Source organism: Dehalococcoidia bacterium, assembly GCA_025060295.1.
GTDB lineage: Bacteria > Chloroflexota > Dehalococcoidia > Lucifugimonadales > HRBIN23 > HRBIN23.
The window spans coordinates 58,636-79,141 of sequence record JANXCH010000003.1 but is presented as its reverse complement, the minus strand read 5'-3'; the positions used below and the strand labels follow the sequence as shown (position 1 = coordinate 79,141).

The following is a 20,506-nucleotide window of genomic DNA, read 5'->3' as shown; positions in this document are numbered from 1 at the left end:
CGGAAGGGGTCTGGCTTCCGAGAGACGCCCCCAAGAGGAGGGCCACTATGGGCATGACCATTGCCGAGAAAATCCTGGCCGACCATGCCGGCAAGAAGGAGGTCTCCCCCGGCGACCTGCTCAATGTGCGGGTGGACCTGTGCATGGGCAACGATGTTACCGCCCCCCTTGCCATTCGGGAGTTCAAGAAACTGGGGGTCAAGAAGGTGTTTGACCCCTCCCGGGTGGTTTTTGTCCCGTCCCACTTCGTCCCCAACAAGGACATCGCTGCTGGGGCTTTGGCCAAGGCCATGCGGGACTTCGCTCGGGAGTATGGGGTGGTGTACTTTGAGCAGGGGCAGGCGGGGATCGAGCACATTCTTTTGCCCGAGCAGGGTATCGTGGTGCCGGGGGATGTGTATGTGGGGGCGGACTCCCACACCACCACCTGCGGGGGCCTGTGCGCCTTCGCTGCCGGCTTCGGCTCCACCGACCTGGCGGTAGCCATGGCCACGGGGGAGATCTGGATGAAGGTGCCCCACACCCTCCGCTTCATCTACCACGGCCGCCTCGGCCCCTGGACGCGCAGTAAAGACCTCATCCTCTACACCATCGGGCAGATTGGCACCGACGGGGCGCTGTACGCCTGCATGCAGTTTGAGGGGGAGGCCATTCGCACCCTGTCCATGGATGCCCGCTTCACCATGTGCAACATGGTGGCCGAGGCGGGGGGGAAGACGGGGATCGTGCCCTTTGACGAGGTAACGTTGGAGTATGTGCGTCCCAGGGCCAAGCGGCCGTGGAAGGTCTACACCCCCGATCCCGATGCCTACTACGCCGCCACTTACGAGTATGACGCTTCCAAGATAGAGCCGGTGGTGGCTATGCCCTACTCTCCAGGGAACATTGCCACGGCCAGCGCACTGGCCAGCAAAAACATCGCCATTGACCAGGTGTTCATCGGCTCCTGCACCAATGCACGTCTGGAGGACCTGCGGGAGGCGGCGGCCATCCTGAAGGGGCGGAAGGTGGCCCAGTGGACGCGATGCATCGTGATACCTGCCACCACCCAGGTCTACAAGCAGGCGCTGAAGGAGGGGCTGATAGACATCTTCGTGGAGGCGGGGTGCGCCGTGAGCACCCCCTCCTGCGGGCCGTGCTTGGGGGGATATATGGGGGTTCTGGCAGAGGGGGAGCGGTGCGTCTCCACCTCCAATCGCAACTTCCCTGGGCGCATGGGTCATCCGAAGGCGGAGGCCTACTTGGCCAACCCCTCAGTGGCGGCGGCCAGTGCCGTGCTGGGGCGCATCGCCCACCCCGAAGAGGTTGCCCGGGCCGAGGATGTGCTGTTGGCTATGCGGGGGTGAACGATGACCACGGAAGCGGAGCGCCTGGCGCGTGTGGAGGGGATTTTGGAGCAGGTGGATCGGCGTCTGACGCGCCTGGAGGCGGACCTTTTGGCGCTGCGCCAGGAGATGGCGACGGGGCGCCAGGAGATACGGCAGGAGATGGCGACGGGGCGCCAGGAGGCGCGGGAGGAGATAGGCTCTCTGCGCCAGGAGATAGCGGCTTTACGCCAGGAGACGCGAGAGGAGATCGGCTCCCTGCGCCAGGAGATGCGGACGCAGTTCTACTGGTTGGTAGGAATTATGGTCACGGTGCTGGCGGGGCTGGTGGGGTTGGCGGCCAGCATTCTGGTAACGGGGCGGTAAGCCCTGAGGAAGGAGGGAGCATGCAGACCATCTTGCGTGGTCGTGTCCACAAGTATGGGGCGGATGTGAACACCGATGTCATTATCCCTGCCCGCTACTTGAATACCATCGACCCCAAGGTGTTGGCTGCACACTGCATGGAGGACATTGATCCCGACTTCGTCAAACGGGTGCGCCCCGGAGATATCATTGTGGCGGATAGGAACTTCGGGTGTGGTTCTAGTCGGGAACACGCCCCCATCGCCATCAAGGCGTCGGGCATCTCCTGCATCATCGCCAAGACCTTCGCCCGCATCTTCTTCCGTAACAGCATCAACCTGGGGCTGCCTGTGCTGGAGTGTCCCGAGGCGGTGGACGGCACCCAGGCGGGAGACGAACTGGAGGTTGATCTCTCCACGGGGACGATTCGCAACCTCACCCGGGGCACCACCTTCCGCGCCAAACCCTTCCCGCCCTTTATGCTGGAGGTGCTGGCGGCTGGGGGGCTGATAGAATACACCAAGCGTAAACTGGCGGGGATGGCTTCCTCGCAGACATGAGCGAAGGGCTATGACCACGCCCCGCCGTCGGGGGAGTCTGCGGGAGGTGGCGGCCAACTGGCGCGCCTCGCCTTTGCCCGTGCTGAAGAGGCTGGGGGTGGCGGTACGCAATCTGGTGCGACGGTTTGGCCCTCCGCCGCGGGACTGCTGTGGTCATCCTGGGGAGCCGGGATGCTGACGGAGCGTCCCCCCGCCTGGTCCAGGCGCGCCCCCTCCCCCATAACCGCTGGGCCCACAGGCCTGAAAGCCTCGGTTGCGCACGGGCCGTGCCAGGCACACGGGGCCTTCTGGTAGAATATCCCCATAGCAGGTGCGGGGCGGGAGCGATCCATGACGATAGCCATTGGATTGCGGTGCGCCGACGGGGCCGTGTTCGCCTGTGATTCCCAAGAGACGCGGGGCAACTTCTTCCGCTACTGGCCCCAGATTCACCTGGTGCAGGGGCGCTTCGCCATTGTCTCGGCGGGCAATCCCACGCTGGGGGAGGTGTTCACCCGCCGTTTGGGGGAGGTTCTTGACGAGAAGGGCGAGAATACCCCGCTCACGCCGGCACGGGCGCTCACCCTCATTGAAGGGGTTCTGCGCAAGATGGCCGAGGAGGGGGGCGAAAGCGCCGTCAAGGAGCGCCAGATCTTGGTCGCAGGCTTTCTGGACGGTGGGGAGAAGGGCCTGTGGGCGATTGACGCGGAGGAGATGCACCCTCGCGAGATGCGCACCTGGGAATGCTATGGGTCGGGGCGCGATGTGGGGGATATGGTGCTGAGCGACCTCTACTTCCCGGGGATAAGGGTGAAGGAGGCGGTGGCGCTGGTGGCCTATGTGGTGGACGCCGTGAGTGCTCTGTGCGTGGACTGCGGGGGGCCGGTGCAGGTGGCCACCCTGACAGAGCAAGGCCTGCGCCTGATGGATCAGGATGAGGTGGACAGGGCCCTCAAGAGAGTCAAGGGCAAGATAGACCGCCTGCGCAAGGAACTCCCCAAGCGGGTCATTCGGCAAGCGGGGGGATAGGAGGGCGACCAGGTACAAGAGACCAAAACCCAGGGGCGCATCAGGCACGCCCCGAAAGGAGCCGACTCCGATGCACTATACCATCGCTGTCCTGCCGGGCGACGGCATCGGCCCCGAGGTCATCGCCGAAGGGGTGCGGGTGCTGGAGGCCGTCGGCCAGCGCTTCGGCCACACCTTCACCTTCGCCCACGCCCTGGTAGGCGGGTGCGCCATTGATGCCCACGGCACCCCCCTCCCCGACGCCACCTTCCAAACCGCCAAAAACAGCGACGCCATCCTGTTCGGAGCGGTGGGCGGCCCCAAGTGGGACGACCCCAAAGCCAAAGTCCGCCCCGAGGACGGGCTTCTGGCCCTGCGCAAGGGCTTGGGCCTGTTCGCCAACCTGCGCCCCGTCAAGGTCTATCCCTGGCTGGTGGATGCCTCCCCCCTCAAGCCCGCCGTGCTCCAGGGAGTGGACTTCATCGTGGTGCGGGAACTGACGGGGGGCCTCTACTTCGGCAAGCCCAAGCGCCGCTGGCAGACCAAAAGGGGGCGGCGCGCCGTGGACACTATGGCTTACACGGAGGAGGAGATCGTGCGCATCCTGCGGGTGGGGTTTGAACTGGCCCGCGCCCGCCGCAAACGCCTCTGCTCCGTGGACAAGGCCAACATCCTGGAGACCTCCCGCCTGTGGCGGGAGATTGCCTTGGAACTGGCGCGGGAGTATCCCGATGTAACCCTGGAGCACCTGCTGGTGGATACGGCCGCCATGCAGTTGGTGCGCACCCCTGGGCGCTTTGATGTCATCGTAACCGAGAATACCTTCGGGGATATCCTGACCGACGAGGCGGCGGTGTTGGCGGGGAGTATGGGGATGCTCCCCTCGGCCAGTCTGGCCCGCATCCCCAAGCCGGGGGAGCGCGCCTTTGGTCTGTTTGAGCCGATTCACGGGAGCGCCCCCGATATCGCCGGCAAGGGCATCGCCAACCCCCTGGCCACCATCCTCACCGTGGCCATGCTCCTGCGCTATGGGCTGGGTCTGTCCGCCGAGGCCCAGGCGGTGGAGACGGCGGTGGCACGCGCCCTGGCCGAGGGCTATCGCACCGCCGACCTGGCCCGCCCGGGGGAGCCGACCCTCTCCACCCGTCAGATGGGCGATGCCGTCATCCGTCTGCTAGGATAGAAGGTGGAGCCGAGGACGGGGCAAGCCCCTTCTCCCGAGGGAGCCTTTATGGTCAAAACCATCACAGGGGTGGAGGAGCACCCCGGCGGGTATGTGGCGTATCCGATCGGGTTGGGGGGTGTGGTGGGACAGGCGGATAGTTACGAAGAGGCGTTGGCCGATGTCACATCGACCCTTGCGTTCCACGTGCAAACCTGTGGGGAGGAGGTCCTCAAGGGGCACGAGCCTTTACAGGAAGTGTTTGTTGCCGAGGGCGCCGTAACGATGTAGATGACAAAGTTCCCCGTCGGTGCCCCGCGGCAAAAGGTGGTGAAAGCGCTGGAGCGGCTTGGGTTCAGAGTCGTGCGTATAGGGGAGCATATTGCGATGGTTGGGGAGAACCCTGACGGCACACGGACACCTCTCCCGAGGCCCGACCACCCGCATATCAAGGCCTCTCCCCTCCAGAGCCTATGCCGGCAGGCGGGCGTCTCTCGTGCAGATTCTTTGCGGGCGTATAGGGAGGTTTGATAGAGCACCAGTATGGGGAAGGGTCGCATCTTTTCGGGCATGCGCCCTACGGGGCGCCTCCACATCGGCAACTATCTGGGGGCGTTGCGCAACTGGGTGGCCCTCCAGGAGGAGTATGAGTGCATCTACTGCGTGGTGGATGTGCACGCTCTGACCACCATGAAGCCCCAGGAGACCCGTGACCTCCCCACTCTTATTCGGGAGATGGTGCTGGACTGGCTGGCGGCGGGCCTGGACCCCCAGCGCTCCATCATCTTCGTCCAGTCTCATGTCCCGGAGGTGATGACCCTCCACACCCTCCTCTCTATGGTTACCCCCCTGGGATGGCTGCTGCGGGTGCCCACCTTCAAGGAGAAGGTGCGCCAGATGGAGGAGACCGAGGAGTCGGTGAACTACGGGCTGGTGGGCTACCCGGTGCTCATGACGGCCGATATCATCCTCTACAAGGCCGACACGGTGCCTGTGGGGGAGGATCAACTGCCCCATCTGGAGCTGGCGCGGGAGATCGTGCGGCGGTTCAACTACATGTTCGGCCCCACCTTCCCCGAGCCCCAGGCTAAACTCACCGAGACGCCCCTGGTGTTGGGCCTGGACGGCAAGCAGAAGATGAGCAAGAGCCTGGACAACCACATTGAACTGGCGGCCACTCCCGAGGAGACCCGCGCCCGGGTGCTGCGGGCTTTCACTGACCCGGAGCGCCTGCGTCGCGACCAGCCGGGGCGGCCGTGGGTGTGCAATGTCTACACCCTCCACAAGTTCTTCAACGCTGCCCGGACGCAGACGGTCTACAACGAGTGCACCACTGCCCAGCGCGGGTGTGTGGACTGCAAGGGGGAACTGGCCGAGGCCATCAACAGGTATCTGGCCCCCTTCCGGGAGCGGCGGGCGGAGTTAGCTGCCCATCCCCAGAGGATAGACGCCATCCTGCGGGAGGGGGCGCACCGGGCACGGGCTATCGCCCAGGCCACCATCGCCGAGGTGCGGGAGCGCATGGGCCTGGGTCAGCCCCCTGCATAACCCTATGGCCCCTGCGATTCCTCCGTTGCCTGTCAGCGCTAGCGGCACCTCTGCCGACCAGGTGGCCCTGGCTGTTGCCCTCCAAGCGGGGCGCACCCTCCGCCAGCGCTTCGGAAGCCCCCTGCGCATCACCCCCAAAGGCCCCCGCGACCTGGTTACCGAGGTGGATAGCCAGGTGGAGCAGGAGGTGCTGGACGCCCTGCGCAGGGAGTTTCCCTCCTTTGGGGTGATGGCTGAGGAGACGGCCCCAACCTTCCCCTCCCAGGAGTGGGCGTGGATTCTGGATCCTCTGGACGGCACCCGTAACTTCGCCCGGGGGATTCCCTTTTTCTGCGTGAGCCTGGCCCTGGCCTGGCGGGGCATGCCGGTGGTGGGGGTCATTTACGACCCCATACGGGAGGAGGCGTTTTTCGCCGTGGAGGGGCGGGGGGCGTGGCTCAATGGGACGCCCATGCGGGTGAGCGACCGGCGCGACCTGGCCTCCAGCATCGTCGGGTGCGACATCAGCACCCACGATACTCTGGGCCTGCGCACCCTGGCTCTGTTGGAGCGCACCTTTCCCCAGGTCATGGGGGGGCGCACCACCGGCTCGGCGGCTCTGGGCTTCGCCTATGCCGCCGCCGGACGGTTAGATCTCTACTTCCACTTGCGCCTGCGCCCCTGGGATGTGGCGGCGGGTCTGGTGCTGGTGCAGGAGGCGGGAGGGGTGGCCTTGGACTTCCACGGCCAGCTCGCCACCCTCACCAGCGAGGGCTTTGTGGTGGGGAACACCGTCCTGGTGCACCAGTTCCTCTCCCTGGTGCGGGGCCTGCTGGACGGATAGAGCGCTTCTGGCTCCCTCTGCGTCCCCCCTCAAGGAGGAGGCACCTGCCCCAGGGCGGCAGGGCCGAAGGGGCGTGTGGGCTCAAGGCGTCCGCTCACCGGGTCTACTGCCAGGCCCAGGGCCTCCAAAGCGGTAACGCCCAACAGGGGCATGGGTACCTCCGATACCCCCACGGGGATGGCGGCCTCCCGTTCCTGCAGGCGTAGATAGGCCATGTCCAACGGGATAGACACTGTCCGACGGTCGGCCAGGACGACCGGCCCTGTAAGGGGGAGGGCAATGCCTAGCGCGGCTGCACGATGCGGGGGAAGCAGGGTGTAGAAGGAGCCGGTGTCCACCAGGAACTCCATCTCGTGCAGGTGTTCCCTGTCTCTGCCTATCCAGCCTCGGGCTTTGACCAGCCCCACAGGTGCCTCCTGGGACACTGCCTGTGAGGAGCATAACCCCTCGGCCATAAGAGGGCAAGAGCGCTCGGCTTGTGCCCCCACAGCCCTTTGATGCCCGTGAAGGGCGTGCGTCTGCTCTTTGGTGTGCCATTCCCGCCTTGCAGAACTAGAACATATGTTCTATATTTCCCCTTGCCAGAAGCCCAGGAGGCCCCCACATGCCCGATGCTCTGACCCTGCTGGTGGCTGGCGAGCGCGGGGCCACCGCCCTGGCCAGCGCCTGGAACGCTTACGCCCTGGTGCGGCGCCCGCCCCGGCGGGCCAAGCGGTGGGCAGTGCTCCTGCTGGTGGGGGTGAACCTGGCCCTGCTGGGGGTGAGCGTGGCCCCCCTCCTGGAGCCGTTGGGGAAGGGGGTGCTGGCCCTGGTGTGGGCGGTGCCCTGGGGGGTCTCCTGGGCGATGGCCCTGCTCATCCTGCGGGCCTATCGTCGCCCCAAAGGAGGTGCCCCGTGAGCGCCCTGTCCCACGCCATCGCCCAGGAGCGGTGGGAGGTGGCCGCCTACCTGCTCCTGCTGGGTGTCCTGCGCACCGCCCAACGCCTTCCCCCCGACGCCTTGGAGGACCTCCTCCACGCCCTGCAGGGCCTGGAGACCCCGGAGGGGACGCATGGCCAGTAACAGCACCCTGTCGCCCGAGGGGTTTTACGCCGAGGCCCTGTCCCAGGCGGAGCGCCTGCGCCTGCCCCGCGCCCGCCAGGTGGAGGGGTTGGACGAGGAGATCGCCCTTTTGCGCCTGCGCCTTCTGGCCCTGGCCCAGCGGGAGCCCCAACGTCTGGACCTGCTCCTGAAGGGGATGAACACCCTGCTGCGCCTGGTGGCGACCAAGTATCGCCTCTCCCCTAAGGCGGGGGAGGACCTGGGGCAGGCCCTGGCTCAGGTGCTCACCAGCATCAGCACCCAGTTGGGGCTGGGGGAGGAGAAGCCATGAAGCCGTTGGAAGAGGCTCTGCGCCGTCTGCGCAAGGCTCCGACGCCTCCCGTCGACCTGCGCCCCCCGACGGCCTTTGACGCCCTGTTGGAACAGCGCATCGCCGCCCTGGAGCGCTCTTTGGAGGACCTCAAGGGGCGGGTGAATGGCCTGATCTTCCTGGTGGTGGGGGCGGTGGTGGTGCAGATTGTTCTGGGCTTCCTGCAGTAGGAGGTGCCTATGCCCCTGCCCACCTTGCGCCCCTACCAGGCCCGCATCGGACGGGCGGTGCTGGAGAGCGTCCTGCACCGCCGGGGCCTCACTTTTAGCGTGGAGATCGCCCGCCAGGGGGGCAAGAACGAACTCTCCGCCCTCCTGGAGGTGTTCCTACTGGCCACCCACATGCACACAGGGGGCGACCTGGTGAAGTGTGCTCCCACCTTTGTGCCCCAGGTGCTCATCAGCAAGCGCCGTCTGCAGGACCGCTTGGCCGACGCCGGCCTTTTGCGCCTGGTGCGCTCCGAGGGGGGGCACATCCTGCGCCTGGGGCGGGCGCGCCAGGTGTTCCTCTCCTGCGAGCCCGGCACCCACATCGTGGGCCACACCGCCAGCCTCCTCCTGGAGGTGGACGAGGCCCAGGAGGTGGACGCCGAGAAGTTCACCAAAGAGGTGCGCCCGATGGGGGCTGCCCACCAGGTTACCACCGTCCTCTACGGCACGCCTTGGGATGGCAACACGCTGCTGGAGCAGATGAAGGCCCTCAACCAGGAACTGGAGCGCAAGGACGGCATCCCACGCCACTTCCGGGTGGAGTGGGAGGAGGTGGCCCGCTATAACCCCGCCTATGCCCAGTATGTAGAGGCGGAGCGCCAACGCCTGGGGGAGGACCACCCCCTCTTCCGCACCCAGTATCGCCTCCTGCCGGTGGCGGGCGGGGGAGGTCTCTTCTCCCGTTCCCTGTTGGCCCTGCTGGAGGGGGACCACCCCCGCCTGCGTGCCCCCCAACCAGGGGGGATATATGTGGCGGGGATAGATGTGGGGGGCGAGCCCTGGCAGGCGCCGGAAGGCCCCCGCCCCACACCCCACGACGCCACGGTGGTGAGCATCGGGGAGCTGGACTTTTCGGCGTGCGACGACCTGCACCCGGAGCCCACGGTGCGCATCGTGGAGCACTACTGGTGGCAAGGGGAGGCGCACCACATCCTGGTGCCCCGTCTGGTGGACCTGCTGAAGCGGGTGTGGCGGTGTCGTCGGGTGGTGGTGGACGCCACGGGCATCGGGGCGGGTCTCACCAGCATGCTGGTGAAGGCGTTGGGGGAGGGGGTGGTGCAGCCTTTCGTCTTCACCGCCCCCCGCAAGGCGCGCCTGGGGTTTGACCTGCTGGCGGCCGTGGGCGCAGGACGCCTGAAGGTCTACGCCCGGGACGGCTCCCCCGAGTGCCAGGAGTTCTGGCGGCAGATGGAGCAGGCCGAGGCCCACTACCTCCCCGGCGGGCGCATGGACTTCTTCGTGGACGCCCGCAAAGGGCACGACGATTTCCTGATGAGCACCGCTCTGCTTCTGGAGGCGGGGCGTTACCTGCCCCGGGTGGCACGGGGGCGTGTCCCCGAGGCGGTCGGAGTGGGGCGGTAAAGGGGGTGCAGGATGACGCGGCGGGGTTTGCCTTTGCTGGATGTGCTTCCCGAGTATTACCCCTATCGGGATGAGGGGTGCGAGGTGTCGCCGGCGTGTCTGCAGTGCCCCCTGCCCCAGTGCAAGTATGACGACCCGGAGGGGTATCGGCGGTGGCTGGCCCAGCAGCGGGAGGCGCGGGACCGGCAGATTTGGGAGGTGCGTCAGCGGGAGGGGCTCACGGTGCCCCAACTGGCCCAGCGCTTTGGAGTGAGCCAGCGCACCGTCTTCCGGGCGCTGGCGCGCTGGAGGGGGTCTATACCTTTATCCCCGCCTCCCTCAGCATGCGCTGGGTAACGGCCCCGATGTCGGCGGGCGTGGGGATGATCCAACACCCCGCCTCCCGCAGAGCCTGGATCTTGGCCACCGCCGTGGCCGACTGGCCCGTGATGATGGCCCCCGCATGCCCCATGCGCTTGCCGGGCGGAGCCGTCGCCCCCACCACGAAGGCAGCCACCGGCTTGCGCATCTCCCGCTTGATGAACTCCGCCGCCTCCTGCTCCTTGGTGCCCCCGATTTCCCCGATGAGCACCACCGCCTCCGTCTCGGGGTCGTCGTTGAACATGCGCAGGACATCCACGAAAGTCGTCCCGCTGATGGGGTCGCCCCCGATGCCCACGCAGGTGGACTGCCCAATGCCCAGGCTGGTCAACTGCATCACCGCCTCGTAGGTGAGGGTGCCCGAGCGGGAGACCACCCCCACCTTGCCCGGGCGGTGGATGGCCCCGGGCATAATGCCCACCTTGGTACGGGTGCGGGGGGTGATAAGGCCGGGGCAGTTGGGGCCGATGAGGCGCACGGGCTTGTCGGCCAGCCAGCGGACGATGCGCACCATGTCCAACACGGGCACCCCTTCAGTGATGCAGATGACCAGGCGCACCCCTGCGGTGGCCGCCTCCACAATGGCGTCAGGGGCGAAGGGGGCGGGCACGAAGATGAGGGAGGTGTTGGCCCCCGTCTGGCGGACCGCCTCCTCCACCGTATCAAAGACGGGCACCGTCTCCTTGAAGAAGGTGCCCCCCCGCCCAGGCGTGACACCTGCCACCACTTTGGTGCCATACTCCATACACCGCTCGGCGTGGAATCCCCCCTCCCGCCCCGTAATGCCCTGCACGACGACGCGGGTGGTTTCGTCTACCAGGATGGCCATGCGGATGCCTCCTTACGAAGGTATGGCGCAGAAGCCGAAGGTGCTCTGGGCCTGGCAAAAGTTGCTACCAAAGGCTAAAGCGACGGGACACCCCACCTCGGCTATCCCTCCTATGGCCAGCTGCGGCCGCCGGCCCTTCTGCTGAAGCGACCCCCACCCTTGCGTCTGTTTGTTTACACAAAGCGTCGCCTCATACAGAATATACCGCAGGCCGTCCGCCACGCCAACGCTGATGGGCTGAACGGTCTTCTGGCAGGTAAAAACCACAGACCATATCCAGTGCCAGGGCGCAAGGCTAAACAGGCTGTGGCACAGGCGCTGGGATGTCCCCTGCGGGAGGGGTGAAGTGGGCCCCCTTCCGGGTCGTCCACGCTCCATGCCCAACCGCGCCTGTAGGTCGCCCCGGCGGATGCAGTGGGCTCGCAACAAAACGGAGTAGGTATCGCCGTCCTGGCGGAGCAGACCCTGCAGGCGCACAGGTGAGCGCCAGGCGCGAGCCTCGTGTTCCGATAACGGGCATGCCGAGCGTCCCAGGGTCGATCGCCTCCACTTCCTTGGATAGACGCTCTATCACGCGCCTACCCCCTGGGCTGTAGCGCTGCGGCGGCCTCCTGCAGGGTCTCCACGAAGGTAACGGGCAGGCCCGCCTGGCGCAGAATCTGCCGCCCCTCCTCTACATTGGTGCCCAGCATGCGCACCACCATCGGGGGGCAGGAACCCTTCGCCCGTACAGCGGCCACGATGCCCCGCGCCGCCACATCGCACCGCAAAATCCCCCCGAAGATGTTCACCAGCACCCGCCGCACCCGAGGGTCGTCCAGGATGATGCCAAAAGCCTTCTGCACCTTCTCCTCGCTGGCGCCTCCGCCCACATCCAGGAAGTTGGCCGGCCGCGCTCCCACACGGCTCACGATGTCCAAGGTGGCCATGGCCAGCCCCGCCCCATTCACCAGGCACCCCACATCCCCGTCCAGGCGCACGTAGGCGATGTCGGCGTCGGCGGCGGTGGCCTCCAGGGGGTCCTCCTGCTCCCGGTCGCGCCACGCCGCAAGGTCGGGGTGGCGGAACAGGGCGTCGTCCTCCAGGTTCACCTTGGCGTCCACCGCCAGCAGACGCCCGTCGGGGGTTACCGCCAGGGGGTTGACCTCCACCAGGGAGCAGTCCTTCTCCACGAACAGGCGATACAGGCCCCCGGCGATTTCGGCGAAGGGGCGCACCAGGGGTGCCGGCAGGCCCAGGGCGTAGGCCATCTTCCGCCCCTGGAAGGGCATCAGCCCCAGCAGGGGGTCAGGGGCGATACGGTGAATCTTCTCCGGGGAACGGCGGGCCACCTCTTCAATCTCCACGCCCCCTTCGGCGCTGGCGATGACCACGGGTCCCCGCGCCGCCGCATCCAGCACCACGGCGAGATAGAGTTCGCGGGCGATGTCCACCGCCTCGGCCACCAGGACCTTGCGCACAGGCACCCCCTCCGGCCCCGTTTGGTAGGTAACCAGGGTGCGCCCCAGCAGGGCGGCGGCTGCCTCCCGTGCCTGGGCGGGGGTGTCCACCAGGCGAATGCCCCCGGCCTTGCCCCGTCCCCCGGCGTGCACCTGGGCCTTGACCACGATGCGCCCCCCCAAGCGGCGGGCGATGCTCTCGGCCTCCTGGGGGGTGGAGGCCACCTCCCCTTTCGGGATGGGGATGCCGTACTGGGCGAGGAGGGCTTTGGCTTGGTATTCGTGCAGTTTCACGGCGTCTGCGCTCCGTAAAACACCCTTGTCCTCTACTATAGGGGCGTCTGGGAGCCAGTATAGCATGCCGTGATGCCCCCGTTGGGCGGGGGCGGTATAATGGGGACACACAGGAGGAGGGTTATGAAGGCAGCGGTGATGCACAGCCCCCATAAGCCCTTGTCCATCCAGGAGGTGGAGATAGACCGCCCCATGCCCCACGAGGTGCTGGTGCGCACGGTGGCCACAGGGGTATGCCACAGCGACCTGCACTTTGTGGAGGGGCTGTATCCCCTGCAGACTCCGGCCGTGTTGGGGCACGAGGCGGCGGGCATTGTGGAGGCGGTGGGGGAGCAGGTTACCTATGTGCGCCCGGGCGACCACGTGATTGCGTGTCTGTCGGTGTTCTGTGGGCAATGTGAGAAGTGCTTGACGGGGCATCCCAATCTATGTCTGCAGCGTCCCAACCGTGCCCCCACCGACCCGCCCCGTTTGCGCCTTCCCAACGGCACCCCTGTGACCCAGTTTGCCCTCATCGCCAGTTACGCCGAGAAGATGCTCCTGCACGAGAACACGGTGGTGAAGATTGACCCGTCTTTGCCCCTAGACCGCATGGCCTTGTTGGGGTGTGGGGTGATTACGGGTGTGGGGGCGGTGCTCAACACGGCGCGGGTGGAGCCGGGTTCCACAGTGGCGGTGTTCGGGTTGGGGGGTGTGGGCTTGGCGGTGGTGCAGGGGGCACGCATTGCGGGGGCGCGGCGTATCATCGCCGTGGACACGGTGGAGCGCAAACTGGGCATGGCCCTGGAACTGGGCGCCACCGATGTGGTGGATGCCTCTACCCGCGATCCCGTGCAGGCCATCGTGGAGATGACGGGCGGGGGTGTGGACTACTCTTTTGAGGCTATCGGACTAAAGGTTACGGCCGAGCAGGCTTTCAACTGCCTTGCCCCCGGGGGAACTGCCACCATCATCGGTATGATACCCGTCGGGCAGAAGGTGGAACTGGAGGGGCGGCAGTTCCTGCGGGAGCGCAAGATTCAGGGGAGCAGTATGGGCTCCAACCGTTTCCGGGTGGACATCCCCAGATACATTGAGTTCTATCGCCAGGGACGCCTGCGCCTGGACGAGATGATTACCCGGCGGGGGCGCCTGGCGGATGTGAACGAGGCCTTCCGCGCCATGAAGGCGGGGGAGGTGGCGCGGACGGTGTTAGTGTTTGACTAGTGGCGGAGGGGGTGGGATTCGAACCCACGTCCCTGCCCTGCAGCAGGGATGCGGTTTTCAAGACCGCTGCCTTCAGCCGCTCAGCCACCCCTCCGGGGGCACCCTCTCTAGCATACGGTGCGAGCGGATGAGGCGCAAGGCGGACCGTCCCCTTGCATCACGGGAGGGGGTGTGTTACCCTAACACGTGCTGGCACGAGAGGTCTACCCAGCCCCCTATGGCCCAGGTGACCTCCCCCGGCCAAGCCCCATCGTGAGGAGGTTACCTGTGGCGTATTCCGACCGAACCCTGACATGCGTGGAGTGCGGCGCTCCCTTCACCTTCAGCGCAGGTGAACAGGAGTTTTACGCCTCTAAGGGCTACCAGAACGAGCCCAAGCGCTGTCCCACCTGTCGCGCCGCGCGGCGCGTCCGCAACGGCGGGGTCAGCGCACGTCCGTCCTACAGCACCGTGTGTGCCCGGTGTGGCCAACCCGCACAGGTGCCCTTTCAGCCCCGCAGTGGTCGCCCCGTGTACTGCTCGGACTGCTTCAGCCTCATGCGTGGCCCGTCCCGCTAGGCGGGAATCCTTTCTCCCCGAAGGGGACCGCACCGGTGCGGCCCCCTTCGGCGTTTTCTGGCGCCTTTGCCAGCAGTTTTGGTCGGCGGAGCGGGGACGCTCCTCACAGCGCAACACCGGCAGGGCCTGGGCGTCTTCACTTCCCGCATTGACATAGCCCCCGCTCTCGTTCTATCATAGAGGGCTGGGAGTAGCGTCCTATGCAGCCACAACCCAGGCTGGCACAGGTCATTGCCCAGTATCTCCGCAGTCTCCCCCCTGAGGAGCAGTCCTTCGCCCAACAGGAATTGGGACGCCTGTTGCGCTGGTTTGGGAGCGACAGCACCCTGGCCGCTCTCTCCCCGCAGGAGCTTGCCAACTTTGCCCAGGGGTTTGCCCCCAACGACGACGAGCGGCGGGGGAAAGCCATCAAGGACTTCCTGGCTTACCTCAAACGGCAGGGTCTCACCACCGACAACTTGGGGAAGCACTTCCGCCTTCCCCGTCCCTCCCGGCGCGTCCGCCCTGTGCCTGCCCCAGAATCCGCCGCACCCCCCGTCCAGTTGACCGCCGAGGGGATGCAGCGAATCCAGGCGGAGCTGGACACTTTACATAAGGAGCGGGTGGCGTTGGCGGAGGAGGTGCGGCGCGCCGCCGCCGATAAGGATGTGCGGGAGAATGCCCCCTTGGCTGCGGCGCGGGAGCGCTTGGCGTGGGTGGTCAGCCGTATCCAAGAGCTGGAGGGGGTGCTGCGGCAGGCGCAAGTGATGGCGGTGGCCACTGCCACTCAGGAGAGGCGGAAGATAGCCCCCGGGTGCACCGTGGCTCTGCGCGATATGGATACTGGGAAAGAGGTTACGTACACCCTGGTTGACCCACGGGAAAGTAGTGCGTGGGCGGGGCGCATCTCCATCGAGTCGCCGGTGGGGAAGGCCTTGCTGGACCACTACGAGGGGGACGAAGTAGAGGTGCGCGTCCCCAAAGGCATTACCCGTTATCGGATTTTGCGGGTGTCCTGAGCCGCAAAGGAGGCCCGCCATCGGCCGTTACTGGGCGATTCTCGGGGCCTTCGTGGCCATTTGTATTCCCCCGCTCGTTGTTCGTCTCGCCGGCTTTGAGGTGGTGCAGAGCCTCCCGGGGGTGGGGGCGGTGATCAAGGCCACGGGGATCGACCACCTGGCCCCCGAGTTGGAGGCCATTATTTTTGGGATGGGGGTGGTGGCGGCGGCGTTCCTCCTCTCCTGGGCAGCGGAGGTGGCGGAGCGGGAGGTCTCCGCGGCGTTAGCGTTGGCCGCAGTGGCTTTGATCGCCGTGCTTCCGGAATACGCTGTGGACCTCTACTTCGCTTGGCAGGCGGGGCAGGAGGCGCGTGCGGGCGTCCCCTTTGAGGAGATGACCTATGTGCACTACGCCACTGCCAACATGACAGGGGCCAACCGCTTGCTGGTGGGGATGGCGTGGCCGTTGGTGGCCTTTTTATGGTGGTTGCAGGCGCGCCAGCCCTTGCGTTTGGAGCGGGGCGTCTCGTTGGAGCTGTTGGCCATGCTGGCGGCCACTCTGTATGCCTTTACCATCCCTGTGAAGCGGAGCATCGCCTGGTGGGATGGGTTGGTGTTGGTGGGGATGTTCGCCTTCTACCTGTATTTGACCTCGCGCCTGCCCCGCCGGGAGCCGGAGCTCATGGGCCCTGCTAAGGCCATCGCCAGCCTTCCCACAGGGCGCCGGCGTGTGGCCATTGTGGGCATTTTCCTGTTCTCGGCGGCGATGATCCTCTCCTCGGCCGAGCCGTTTGCCGAGGGTTTGCTGGAGGTGGGGCGTCAACTGGGGGTCAGCGAGTTCATTATGGTGCAGTGGATCGCCCCCCTGGCCTCAGAGTCGGGGGAAATTCTCGTGGCGGCGCTCCTGACCATTCGGGGGGATGCGGTGGCGGGGATGATGGTGCTGGTGTCGTCCAAGGTCAACCAATGGACGCTGTTGGTGGGCACTTTGCCCTTCGCCTATAGCATCAGTGCGGGAAGCCTGCTGAACCTGCCCTTGGATGCCCGGCAGGCCGAGGAGATTTGGCTCACCGCTGCCCAGTCCCTGTTGGCGGTGGCGGTGCTGGTGCGGCTGAATATGACGGCGTGGGGGGCGTTGCTGCTGTTTGTGCTGTGGGCTACCCAGTTGGGCTTCACCAGCACCACGGCCCGTTTCATTTACATCTTCATCTACCTGGCGGCGTCGGTGGTGCTGATGCTGGCGGAGCCGGCGCGTCTGCGGGATGCGGTGCGTTTGGTGCCGTTGGCGGTGCAGACCGTCCGCCAGCCGGAGACGGCCCACGCTTTGGGGGGCGGGGCCGACTCGGCTCCTGCCCCCAGTGGGCAGAACCCACCCCCTCACTCCGTGTAGGCAGGGGGGACCCGTCGGCCCCTTGACGGGTGGGGGCGGTGTTTTTACCCTGAATCCCAAAGGCGACGACGGAGACACGCTCCCGCGGGGCGGGCCGCCCAGCGAGTCCCGTGCGGTGCAAGGGGATGCGTGCCCCCGGCGGGGGTATCCCTCCAGAGCCGCCGCCCCAACGGGCCTATGGCCCCAGTAGGCGCGGACGGATGCCCCCCGTTAGCAGGGCAGGGGGTGCGTGTGCACCCCGCCGAGATGCCCCTGGCATCCCCAGGGGAAGAAGGGTGGTACCGCGGGAACCAGCGCCCGTCCCTTCGGGGGCGGGCTTTCTGTTCGGCAGTTGGGGAGGGAACCTATGGGCTTCCAACGGGTCTCCAGCAAGGTGCACTTCCCGCACCTGGAGGAGCGTATCCTGGCGTGGTGGCGGGAGCAGGATATGCTCCGCCAAGTGGACGAGGCGCGCCGCAACGCCCCTCTGTATGTGCTCTACGAAGGCCCCCCCACCGCTAACGGCTCCCCCGGCGTGCACCACGTGTTGGCCCGCATCTTCAAAGACCTGTTCCCCCGCTATAAGACCATGCGGGGCTATCGCCCGTTCCGCAAAGGGGGATGGGATACCCACGGCCTCCCTGTGGAACTGGAGGTGGAGAAGGAACTGAAACTCACCTCCAAGTCCCAGATTGAGGCCTACGGCATCGACCGCTTCAACGCCCGCTGTCGGGAGTCGGTGTTCCGCTACGTGAAGGAGTGGGAGGCCCTGACCGAGCGCATCGCCTTCTGGATTGATATGTCCAACGCCTACATCACCCTTACCAACGAGTACATAGAGACCTGTTGGTGGCTCCTGAAGACCTTCGCAGACGCGGGGCTCCTGTACCAGGGGATCAAGTCCACACCCCACTGCCCCCGCTGTGTTACCAGCCTGTCATCCCACGAGGTGGCTTTGGGCTACAGGGAGGATACGCCAGATCCATCGGTGTATGTGCAGTTCCCCCTGGCCGACACCCCCCAGACCCGCGCCCTGGTGGGCGACCTGGCCCAGCCCACTTTCATTGTGGCCTGGACGACCACACCCTGGACGCTCCCCGGCAATACCGCTGTGGCGGTGCATCCCGAGGCCACTTATGCTCTGGTAGAGGTGGAGGGCTATCCTGGGCGCCTGATCCTGGCCGCAGACCTGGCCTCCCAGGCCCTGCAGAGGCCCTACCGCATTGTGAAGACCTTTGCGGGGCACACCTTGCGGGGTCTGCGCTACTATCCTTTGTATGACCCCTTCCAGTACGAGGCCACCGATAAGGCCACCGCCTACCGCGCCTCGCGCAAGGATGTGCTCCTCCGCCTGACATCCGATGGGTCCATTCAGGAGGTGCCCAAGGAGGCCTTTGAGGGCACGTACCCCGTCATCACCGCCGATTTCGTCAGCCTGGCAGAGGGGACGGGGGTGGTGCACATCGCCCCCGCCTTCGGTGCCGAGGACTATGAGGTGGGCAAGGCCGAGGGGTTGTACTTCGTCCAGCAGGTAGACCTGCAAGGGGTGGTGCAGGGGGCGTACCCCTTCGCCGGGCGGTTTGTGAAGGAGGCGGATCCCCTTATCATCCAAGACCTGACCCGTCGGGGGCTGCTGTATCGCCACGCCATCTATCGCCACACCTATCCCTTCTGCTGGCGGTGCGACACCCCGCTCCTGTACTACGCCAAGCCCTCGTGGTACCTGCGCACCACCGCCGTCAAAGACCTGCTGTTGCGGCGCAACCAGGAGATTTCCTGGCACCCCGAGCACATCCGCGACGGGCGGTTCGGGGAGTGGCTCCGCAACAATGTGGACTGGGCCCTGTCGCGGGAGCGCTACTGGGGGACACCCTTGCCCGTGTGGCGCTGTGGGGACTGTCCCCACTGGATGGTCATGGGCTCGCTAGCGGAGGTGCGGGCGCACGCCACCCCCGACACCCTTCCTCTGCTGGACGCCCCCGACCTTGACCTGCATCGCCCCTATGTGGACCGCTTCCGCTTGCGCTGTCCCCAGTGCGGGGGCACCATGACCCGTGTCCCCGAGGTATTGGACTGCTGGTTTGACTCGGGGGCTATGCCCTACGCCCAGTTCCACTACCCCTTCAGCCGTCCCACCCTTCCCACCGATGGCCTATATCCCGCCGATTACATCTGCGAAGCGGTGGATCAGACGCGGGGGTGGTTCTACAGCCTGCACGCCATCGCCTGTCTGTTAGAGTATGCCAGCAAAGGGCAGTTCACGGCCCCCTGCTATCGGCATGTCATCTGCTTGGGGTTGGTGCTGGACGAGAAGGGCGAGAAGATGAGCAAGAGCCGGGGGAATGTGGTCAACCCCTGGAGCGTCATCAACCAGCACGGAGCCGATGCGACGCGCTGGTATCTGTTCACGGCCACCCCGCCGGGGAGCGACCGGCGGTTCTCGGTCGCCCTGGTGGGCGAGGCGGTGCGGCGCTTCCTGCTCATCCTGTGGAACACCTATAACTTCTTCACTACCTACGCCGTCCTGGACGGCTTTGATCCCACGAAGCACCCCAACCCCGGCCCCCGCACGGTGCTGGACCGCTGGCTGTTGGCGGAGTTGCACGCCCTGGTGGAGGAGGTTACCCAATCTCTGGAGGCCTATGACCCCACCACGGCCGCCCGGCGTCTTGAGGCCTTTGTGGACCTGCTCTCTACCTGGTATGTGCGGCGCAACCGCCGCCGCTTCTGGAAGACCCAGAGCGATACCGACAAACTGGCGGCCTTCCATACCCTCTATACCTGCTTGGAAACACTGACCCGCTTGCTGGCCCCCTTCACACCCTTTGTGGCCGAAGCCATGTATCAGAATCTGGTGCGGTCGGTGGATCCCACGGCTCCCCTCTCGGTGCACCTGGCCTCGTGGCCGACGCCCCACCCGGCGTGGCGCAATCCCGAACTGCAGAGGGCCACGAAGGTGGCGATGACCGTGGTGCGCCTGGGGCGGGCAGCGCGTAGTAAGGCAGGCATCCGCGTGCGCATGCCGTTAGAGGCCTTGTTGGTGAAACTGCCCTCGGCCGAGGAGGCGTCCGCCCTTCATCTGCTGGCTGACGAGGTACAGGAGGAGTTAAACGTCAAGCGTCTGGAGGTGGTGGGTCAGGAGGAGGCCTTTGTAACCTGGACGGCGCGGGTGCGGCGGGATCTGCTGGGGGCCACCTTCGGCGCACGGGCTGAGGGGGCAGCCCAAGCCCTGGCGCGCCTGCCCGAGGCACAGGTGGTAGAGGCGGCGCGGGCGGGGCGGTTCATCACAGCAGAGGGGTTCACCATCCCTCCCGAAGCGATAGACGTTGTGCCCCAGGACAAGCCCGGCTTCAGCGCCGTGGTGGAGGGGGGATATGGGGTGGCCGTTACCACTACCCTGACCCCCGCCCTCCGCCAGGAGGGGTTGGCGCGGGAACTGGTGCACCGCCTGCAAGACCTACGCCGCCGGGCCGGCCTAGAGGTGGACGACCGTATCCACCTCTGGGTGGAGGCACCTCCTGCCTTCCGCCCTGTTTTGGAGGGGTGGCGAGACTACATCGCAGGGGAGACCCTGGCCTTGCAGCTGGAGGAGGGGCCTCCGCCTCCCGATACCACCACTGCGGAAGCGACCCTGGATGGCGTAACGGTGCGGATGGGTCTGCGCAAGGCTGCGGAAGGAACGGCCCCATCCGCCTAACCGCCCTCTGTCCCCTGCGTTATGATAAAAGACAGGGACCGCGTC

General features: G+C 66.3%; 24 protein-coding genes and 1 tRNA gene. 21 read left to right on the top strand and 4 right to left on the bottom strand.

The genetic code is table 11. From position 1 onward, the window contains the following. Nucleotides 1-47: 47 nt before the first annotated feature. The 10 genes from leuC to NZ951_02535 all read left to right on the top strand — a co-directional run bounded on the left by leuC (nucleotide 48) and on the right by NZ951_02535 (nucleotide 6,750). Nucleotides 48-1,346 carry a 3-isopropylmalate dehydratase large subunit gene (gene leuC, locus NZ951_02580; GenBank protein ID MCS7206804.1) on the top strand — a complete coding sequence of 433 codons (1,299 nt, stop codon included), beginning with the start codon at nucleotides 48-50 and terminating at the stop codon, nucleotides 1,344-1,346. A 3-nt stretch (nucleotides 1,347-1,349) separates the two neighbouring features. Then, nucleotides 1,350-1,691 (top strand): hypothetical protein, encoded by a 342-nt coding sequence (locus tag NZ951_02575; GenBank protein ID MCS7206803.1) that lies wholly within the window; start codon nucleotides 1,350-1,352, stop codon nucleotides 1,689-1,691. Nucleotides 1,692-1,711: 20 nt separating this feature from the next. Beyond that, nucleotides 1,712-2,230 carry a 3-isopropylmalate dehydratase small subunit gene (gene leuD, locus NZ951_02570; protein MCS7206802.1) on the top strand — a complete coding sequence of 173 codons (519 nt, stop codon included), beginning with the start codon at nucleotides 1,712-1,714 and terminating at the stop codon, nucleotides 2,228-2,230. A 10-nt stretch (nucleotides 2,231-2,240) separates the two neighbouring features. Then, on the top strand, nucleotides 2,241-2,408 hold the full coding sequence (locus tag NZ951_02565; protein ID MCS7206801.1) for a hypothetical protein: 168 nt from the start codon (nucleotides 2,241-2,243) through the stop codon (nucleotides 2,406-2,408). Nucleotides 2,409-2,560: 152 nt separating this feature from the next. Next, nucleotides 2,561-3,238: a hypothetical protein gene (locus NZ951_02560; GenBank protein MCS7206800.1), complete on the top strand. Its 678-nt coding sequence runs from the start codon at nucleotides 2,561-2,563 to the stop codon at nucleotides 3,236-3,238. 70 nt (nucleotides 3,239-3,308) lie between these two features. Further along, on the top strand, nucleotides 3,309-4,400 hold the full coding sequence (gene leuB / locus NZ951_02555; protein MCS7206799.1) for a 3-isopropylmalate dehydrogenase: 1,092 nt from the start codon (nucleotides 3,309-3,311) through the stop codon (nucleotides 4,398-4,400). A 48-nt stretch (nucleotides 4,401-4,448) separates the two neighbouring features. Continuing rightward, nucleotides 4,449-4,670, top strand: a complete 222-nt coding sequence (locus NZ951_02550; protein MCS7206798.1) for a type II toxin-antitoxin system HicB family antitoxin — start codon at nucleotides 4,449-4,451, stop codon at nucleotides 4,668-4,670. Further along, nucleotides 4,671-4,910, top strand: coding sequence for a type II toxin-antitoxin system HicA family toxin (locus NZ951_02545; GenBank protein ID MCS7206797.1), 240 nt, complete (start codon nucleotides 4,671-4,673; stop codon nucleotides 4,908-4,910). Between the two features lie 12 nt (nucleotides 4,911-4,922). Beyond that, nucleotides 4,923-5,927, top strand: coding sequence for a tryptophan--tRNA ligase (trpS, locus tag NZ951_02540; protein ID MCS7206796.1), 1,005 nt, complete (start codon nucleotides 4,923-4,925; stop codon nucleotides 5,925-5,927). Between the two features lie 4 nt (nucleotides 5,928-5,931). Then, nucleotides 5,932-6,750 carry an inositol monophosphatase gene (locus NZ951_02535; GenBank protein ID MCS7206795.1) on the top strand — a complete coding sequence of 273 codons (819 nt, stop codon included), beginning with the start codon at nucleotides 5,932-5,934 and terminating at the stop codon, nucleotides 6,748-6,750. Between the two features lie 29 nt (nucleotides 6,751-6,779). On the opposite strand, the gene NZ951_02530 is transcribed toward NZ951_02535, so the two are convergent. Then, complete coding sequence (locus NZ951_02530; protein MCS7206794.1) at nucleotides 6,780-7,157, bottom strand: hypothetical protein; 378 nt, start codon at nucleotides 7,155-7,157, stop codon at nucleotides 6,780-6,782. Between the two features lie 197 nt (nucleotides 7,158-7,354). Here NZ951_02530 and NZ951_02525 point away from each other — a divergent pair, with 197 nt between their 5' ends. Genes NZ951_02525 through NZ951_02500 form a run of 6 tightly spaced genes read left to right on the top strand, consistent with a single transcriptional unit; the run spans nucleotide 7,355 to nucleotide 10,068 of the window. Further along, the gene (locus NZ951_02525; protein ID MCS7206793.1) at nucleotides 7,355-7,648 is read left to right on the top strand and encodes a hypothetical protein; all 294 of its coding nucleotides are present in this window, start codon (nucleotides 7,355-7,357) and stop codon (nucleotides 7,646-7,648) included. Beyond that, a complete protein-coding gene (locus NZ951_02520; GenBank protein ID MCS7206792.1) occupies nucleotides 7,645-7,812 on the top strand; it encodes a hypothetical protein in 168 nt (55 codons plus the stop codon). Before NZ951_02525 ends, NZ951_02520 begins: the two co-directional genes overlap by 4 nt. After that, entirely contained in the window at nucleotides 7,802-8,122 is a 321-nt protein-coding gene (locus NZ951_02515; protein ID MCS7206791.1) for a hypothetical protein, read from the top strand. The genes NZ951_02520 and NZ951_02515 overlap by 11 nt, the downstream gene beginning before the upstream one ends. After that, nucleotides 8,119-8,331 (top strand): hypothetical protein, encoded by a 213-nt coding sequence (locus tag NZ951_02510; GenBank protein ID MCS7206790.1) that lies wholly within the window; start codon nucleotides 8,119-8,121, stop codon nucleotides 8,329-8,331. The genes NZ951_02515 and NZ951_02510 overlap by 4 nt, the downstream gene beginning before the upstream one ends. A gap of 9 nt (nucleotides 8,332-8,340) precedes the next feature. After that, entirely contained in the window at nucleotides 8,341-9,732 is a 1,392-nt protein-coding gene (locus tag NZ951_02505) for a hypothetical protein (GenBank protein MCS7206789.1), read from the top strand. A gap of 12 nt (nucleotides 9,733-9,744) precedes the next feature. Continuing rightward, the gene (locus NZ951_02500) at nucleotides 9,745-10,068 is read left to right on the top strand and encodes a helix-turn-helix domain-containing protein (GenBank protein MCS7206788.1); all 324 of its coding nucleotides are present in this window, start codon (nucleotides 9,745-9,747) and stop codon (nucleotides 10,066-10,068) included. Here NZ951_02500 and sucD read toward each other — a convergent pair. Next, nucleotides 10,028-10,921: a succinate--CoA ligase subunit alpha gene (gene sucD, locus NZ951_02495; protein MCS7206787.1), complete on the bottom strand. Its 894-nt coding sequence runs from the start codon at nucleotides 10,919-10,921 to the stop codon at nucleotides 10,028-10,030. The two genes, NZ951_02500 and sucD, sit on opposite strands and share 41 nt — an antisense overlap. A 578-nt stretch (nucleotides 10,922-11,499) precedes the next feature. Beyond that, the gene (sucC, locus tag NZ951_02490; GenBank protein MCS7206786.1) at nucleotides 11,500-12,654 is read right to left on the bottom strand and encodes an ADP-forming succinate--CoA ligase subunit beta; all 1,155 of its coding nucleotides are present in this window, start codon (nucleotides 12,652-12,654) and stop codon (nucleotides 11,500-11,502) included. Between the two features lie 123 nt (nucleotides 12,655-12,777). Between sucC and NZ951_02485 the strand changes: the two genes are divergently transcribed. Further along, entirely contained in the window at nucleotides 12,778-13,860 is a 1,083-nt protein-coding gene (locus NZ951_02485) for a Zn-dependent alcohol dehydrogenase (protein ID MCS7206785.1), read from the top strand. Here NZ951_02485 and NZ951_02480 read toward each other — a convergent pair. Continuing rightward, nucleotides 13,861-13,954, bottom strand: a tRNA-Ser gene (locus NZ951_02480). 173 nt (nucleotides 13,955-14,127) lie between these two features. Here NZ951_02480 and NZ951_02475 point away from each other — a divergent pair. The 4 genes from NZ951_02475 (at nucleotide 14,128) to ileS (ending at nucleotide 20,461) form a co-directional block, all read left to right on the top strand. Next, nucleotides 14,128-14,418, top strand: coding sequence for a zinc-ribbon domain containing protein (locus NZ951_02475; protein MCS7206784.1), 291 nt, complete (start codon nucleotides 14,128-14,130; stop codon nucleotides 14,416-14,418). Nucleotides 14,419-14,618: 200 nt separating this feature from the next. Further along, nucleotides 14,619-15,416, top strand: a complete 798-nt coding sequence (locus tag NZ951_02470) for a transcription elongation factor GreA (protein MCS7206783.1) — start codon at nucleotides 14,619-14,621, stop codon at nucleotides 15,414-15,416. Nucleotides 15,417-15,468: 52 nt separating this feature from the next. Beyond that, nucleotides 15,469-16,785 (top strand): hypothetical protein, encoded by a 1,317-nt coding sequence (locus NZ951_02465; protein MCS7206782.1) that lies wholly within the window; start codon nucleotides 15,469-15,471, stop codon nucleotides 16,783-16,785. A 346-nt stretch (nucleotides 16,786-17,131) separates the two neighbouring features. After that, on the top strand, nucleotides 17,132-20,461 hold the full coding sequence (gene ileS, locus NZ951_02460; GenBank protein ID MCS7206781.1) for an isoleucine--tRNA ligase: 3,330 nt from the start codon (nucleotides 17,132-17,134) through the stop codon (nucleotides 20,459-20,461). Nucleotides 20,462-20,506 lie beyond the last annotated feature (45 nt).

Coding starts and splice junctions, on each gene's coding strand:
- leuC (MCS7206804.1), top strand. CDS start 48: ATGGGCATGACCATTGCCGAGAAAATCCTGGCCGACCATGCCGGCAAG.
- NZ951_02575 (MCS7206803.1), top strand. CDS start 1,350: ATGACCACGGAAGCGGAGCGCCTGGCGCGTGTGGAGGGGATTTTGGAG.
- leuD (MCS7206802.1), top strand. CDS start 1,712: ATGCAGACCATCTTGCGTGGTCGTGTCCACAAGTATGGGGCGGATGTG.
- NZ951_02565 (MCS7206801.1), top strand. CDS start 2,241: ATGACCACGCCCCGCCGTCGGGGGAGTCTGCGGGAGGTGGCGGCCAAC.
- NZ951_02560 (MCS7206800.1), top strand. CDS start 2,561: ATGACGATAGCCATTGGATTGCGGTGCGCCGACGGGGCCGTGTTCGCC.
- leuB (MCS7206799.1), top strand. CDS start 3,309: ATGCACTATACCATCGCTGTCCTGCCGGGCGACGGCATCGGCCCCGAG.
- NZ951_02550 (MCS7206798.1), top strand. CDS start 4,449: ATGGTCAAAACCATCACAGGGGTGGAGGAGCACCCCGGCGGGTATGTG.
- NZ951_02545 (MCS7206797.1), top strand. CDS start 4,671: ATGACAAAGTTCCCCGTCGGTGCCCCGCGGCAAAAGGTGGTGAAAGCG.
- trpS (MCS7206796.1), top strand. CDS start 4,923: ATGGGGAAGGGTCGCATCTTTTCGGGCATGCGCCCTACGGGGCGCCTC.
- NZ951_02535 (MCS7206795.1), top strand. CDS start 5,932: ATGGCCCCTGCGATTCCTCCGTTGCCTGTCAGCGCTAGCGGCACCTCT.
- NZ951_02525 (MCS7206793.1), top strand. CDS start 7,355: ATGCCCGATGCTCTGACCCTGCTGGTGGCTGGCGAGCGCGGGGCCACC.
- NZ951_02515 (MCS7206791.1), top strand. CDS start 7,802: ATGGCCAGTAACAGCACCCTGTCGCCCGAGGGGTTTTACGCCGAGGCC.
- NZ951_02510 (MCS7206790.1), top strand. CDS start 8,119: ATGAAGCCGTTGGAAGAGGCTCTGCGCCGTCTGCGCAAGGCTCCGACG.
- NZ951_02505 (MCS7206789.1), top strand. CDS start 8,341: ATGCCCCTGCCCACCTTGCGCCCCTACCAGGCCCGCATCGGACGGGCG.
- NZ951_02500 (MCS7206788.1), top strand. CDS start 9,745: ATGACGCGGCGGGGTTTGCCTTTGCTGGATGTGCTTCCCGAGTATTAC.
- sucD (MCS7206787.1), bottom strand. CDS start 10,921: ATGGCCATCCTGGTAGACGAAACCACCCGCGTCGTCGTGCAGGGCATT.
- NZ951_02485 (MCS7206785.1), top strand. CDS start 12,778: ATGAAGGCAGCGGTGATGCACAGCCCCCATAAGCCCTTGTCCATCCAG.
- NZ951_02470 (MCS7206783.1), top strand. CDS start 14,619: ATGCAGCCACAACCCAGGCTGGCACAGGTCATTGCCCAGTATCTCCGC.
- ileS (MCS7206781.1), top strand. CDS start 17,132: ATGGGCTTCCAACGGGTCTCCAGCAAGGTGCACTTCCCGCACCTGGAG.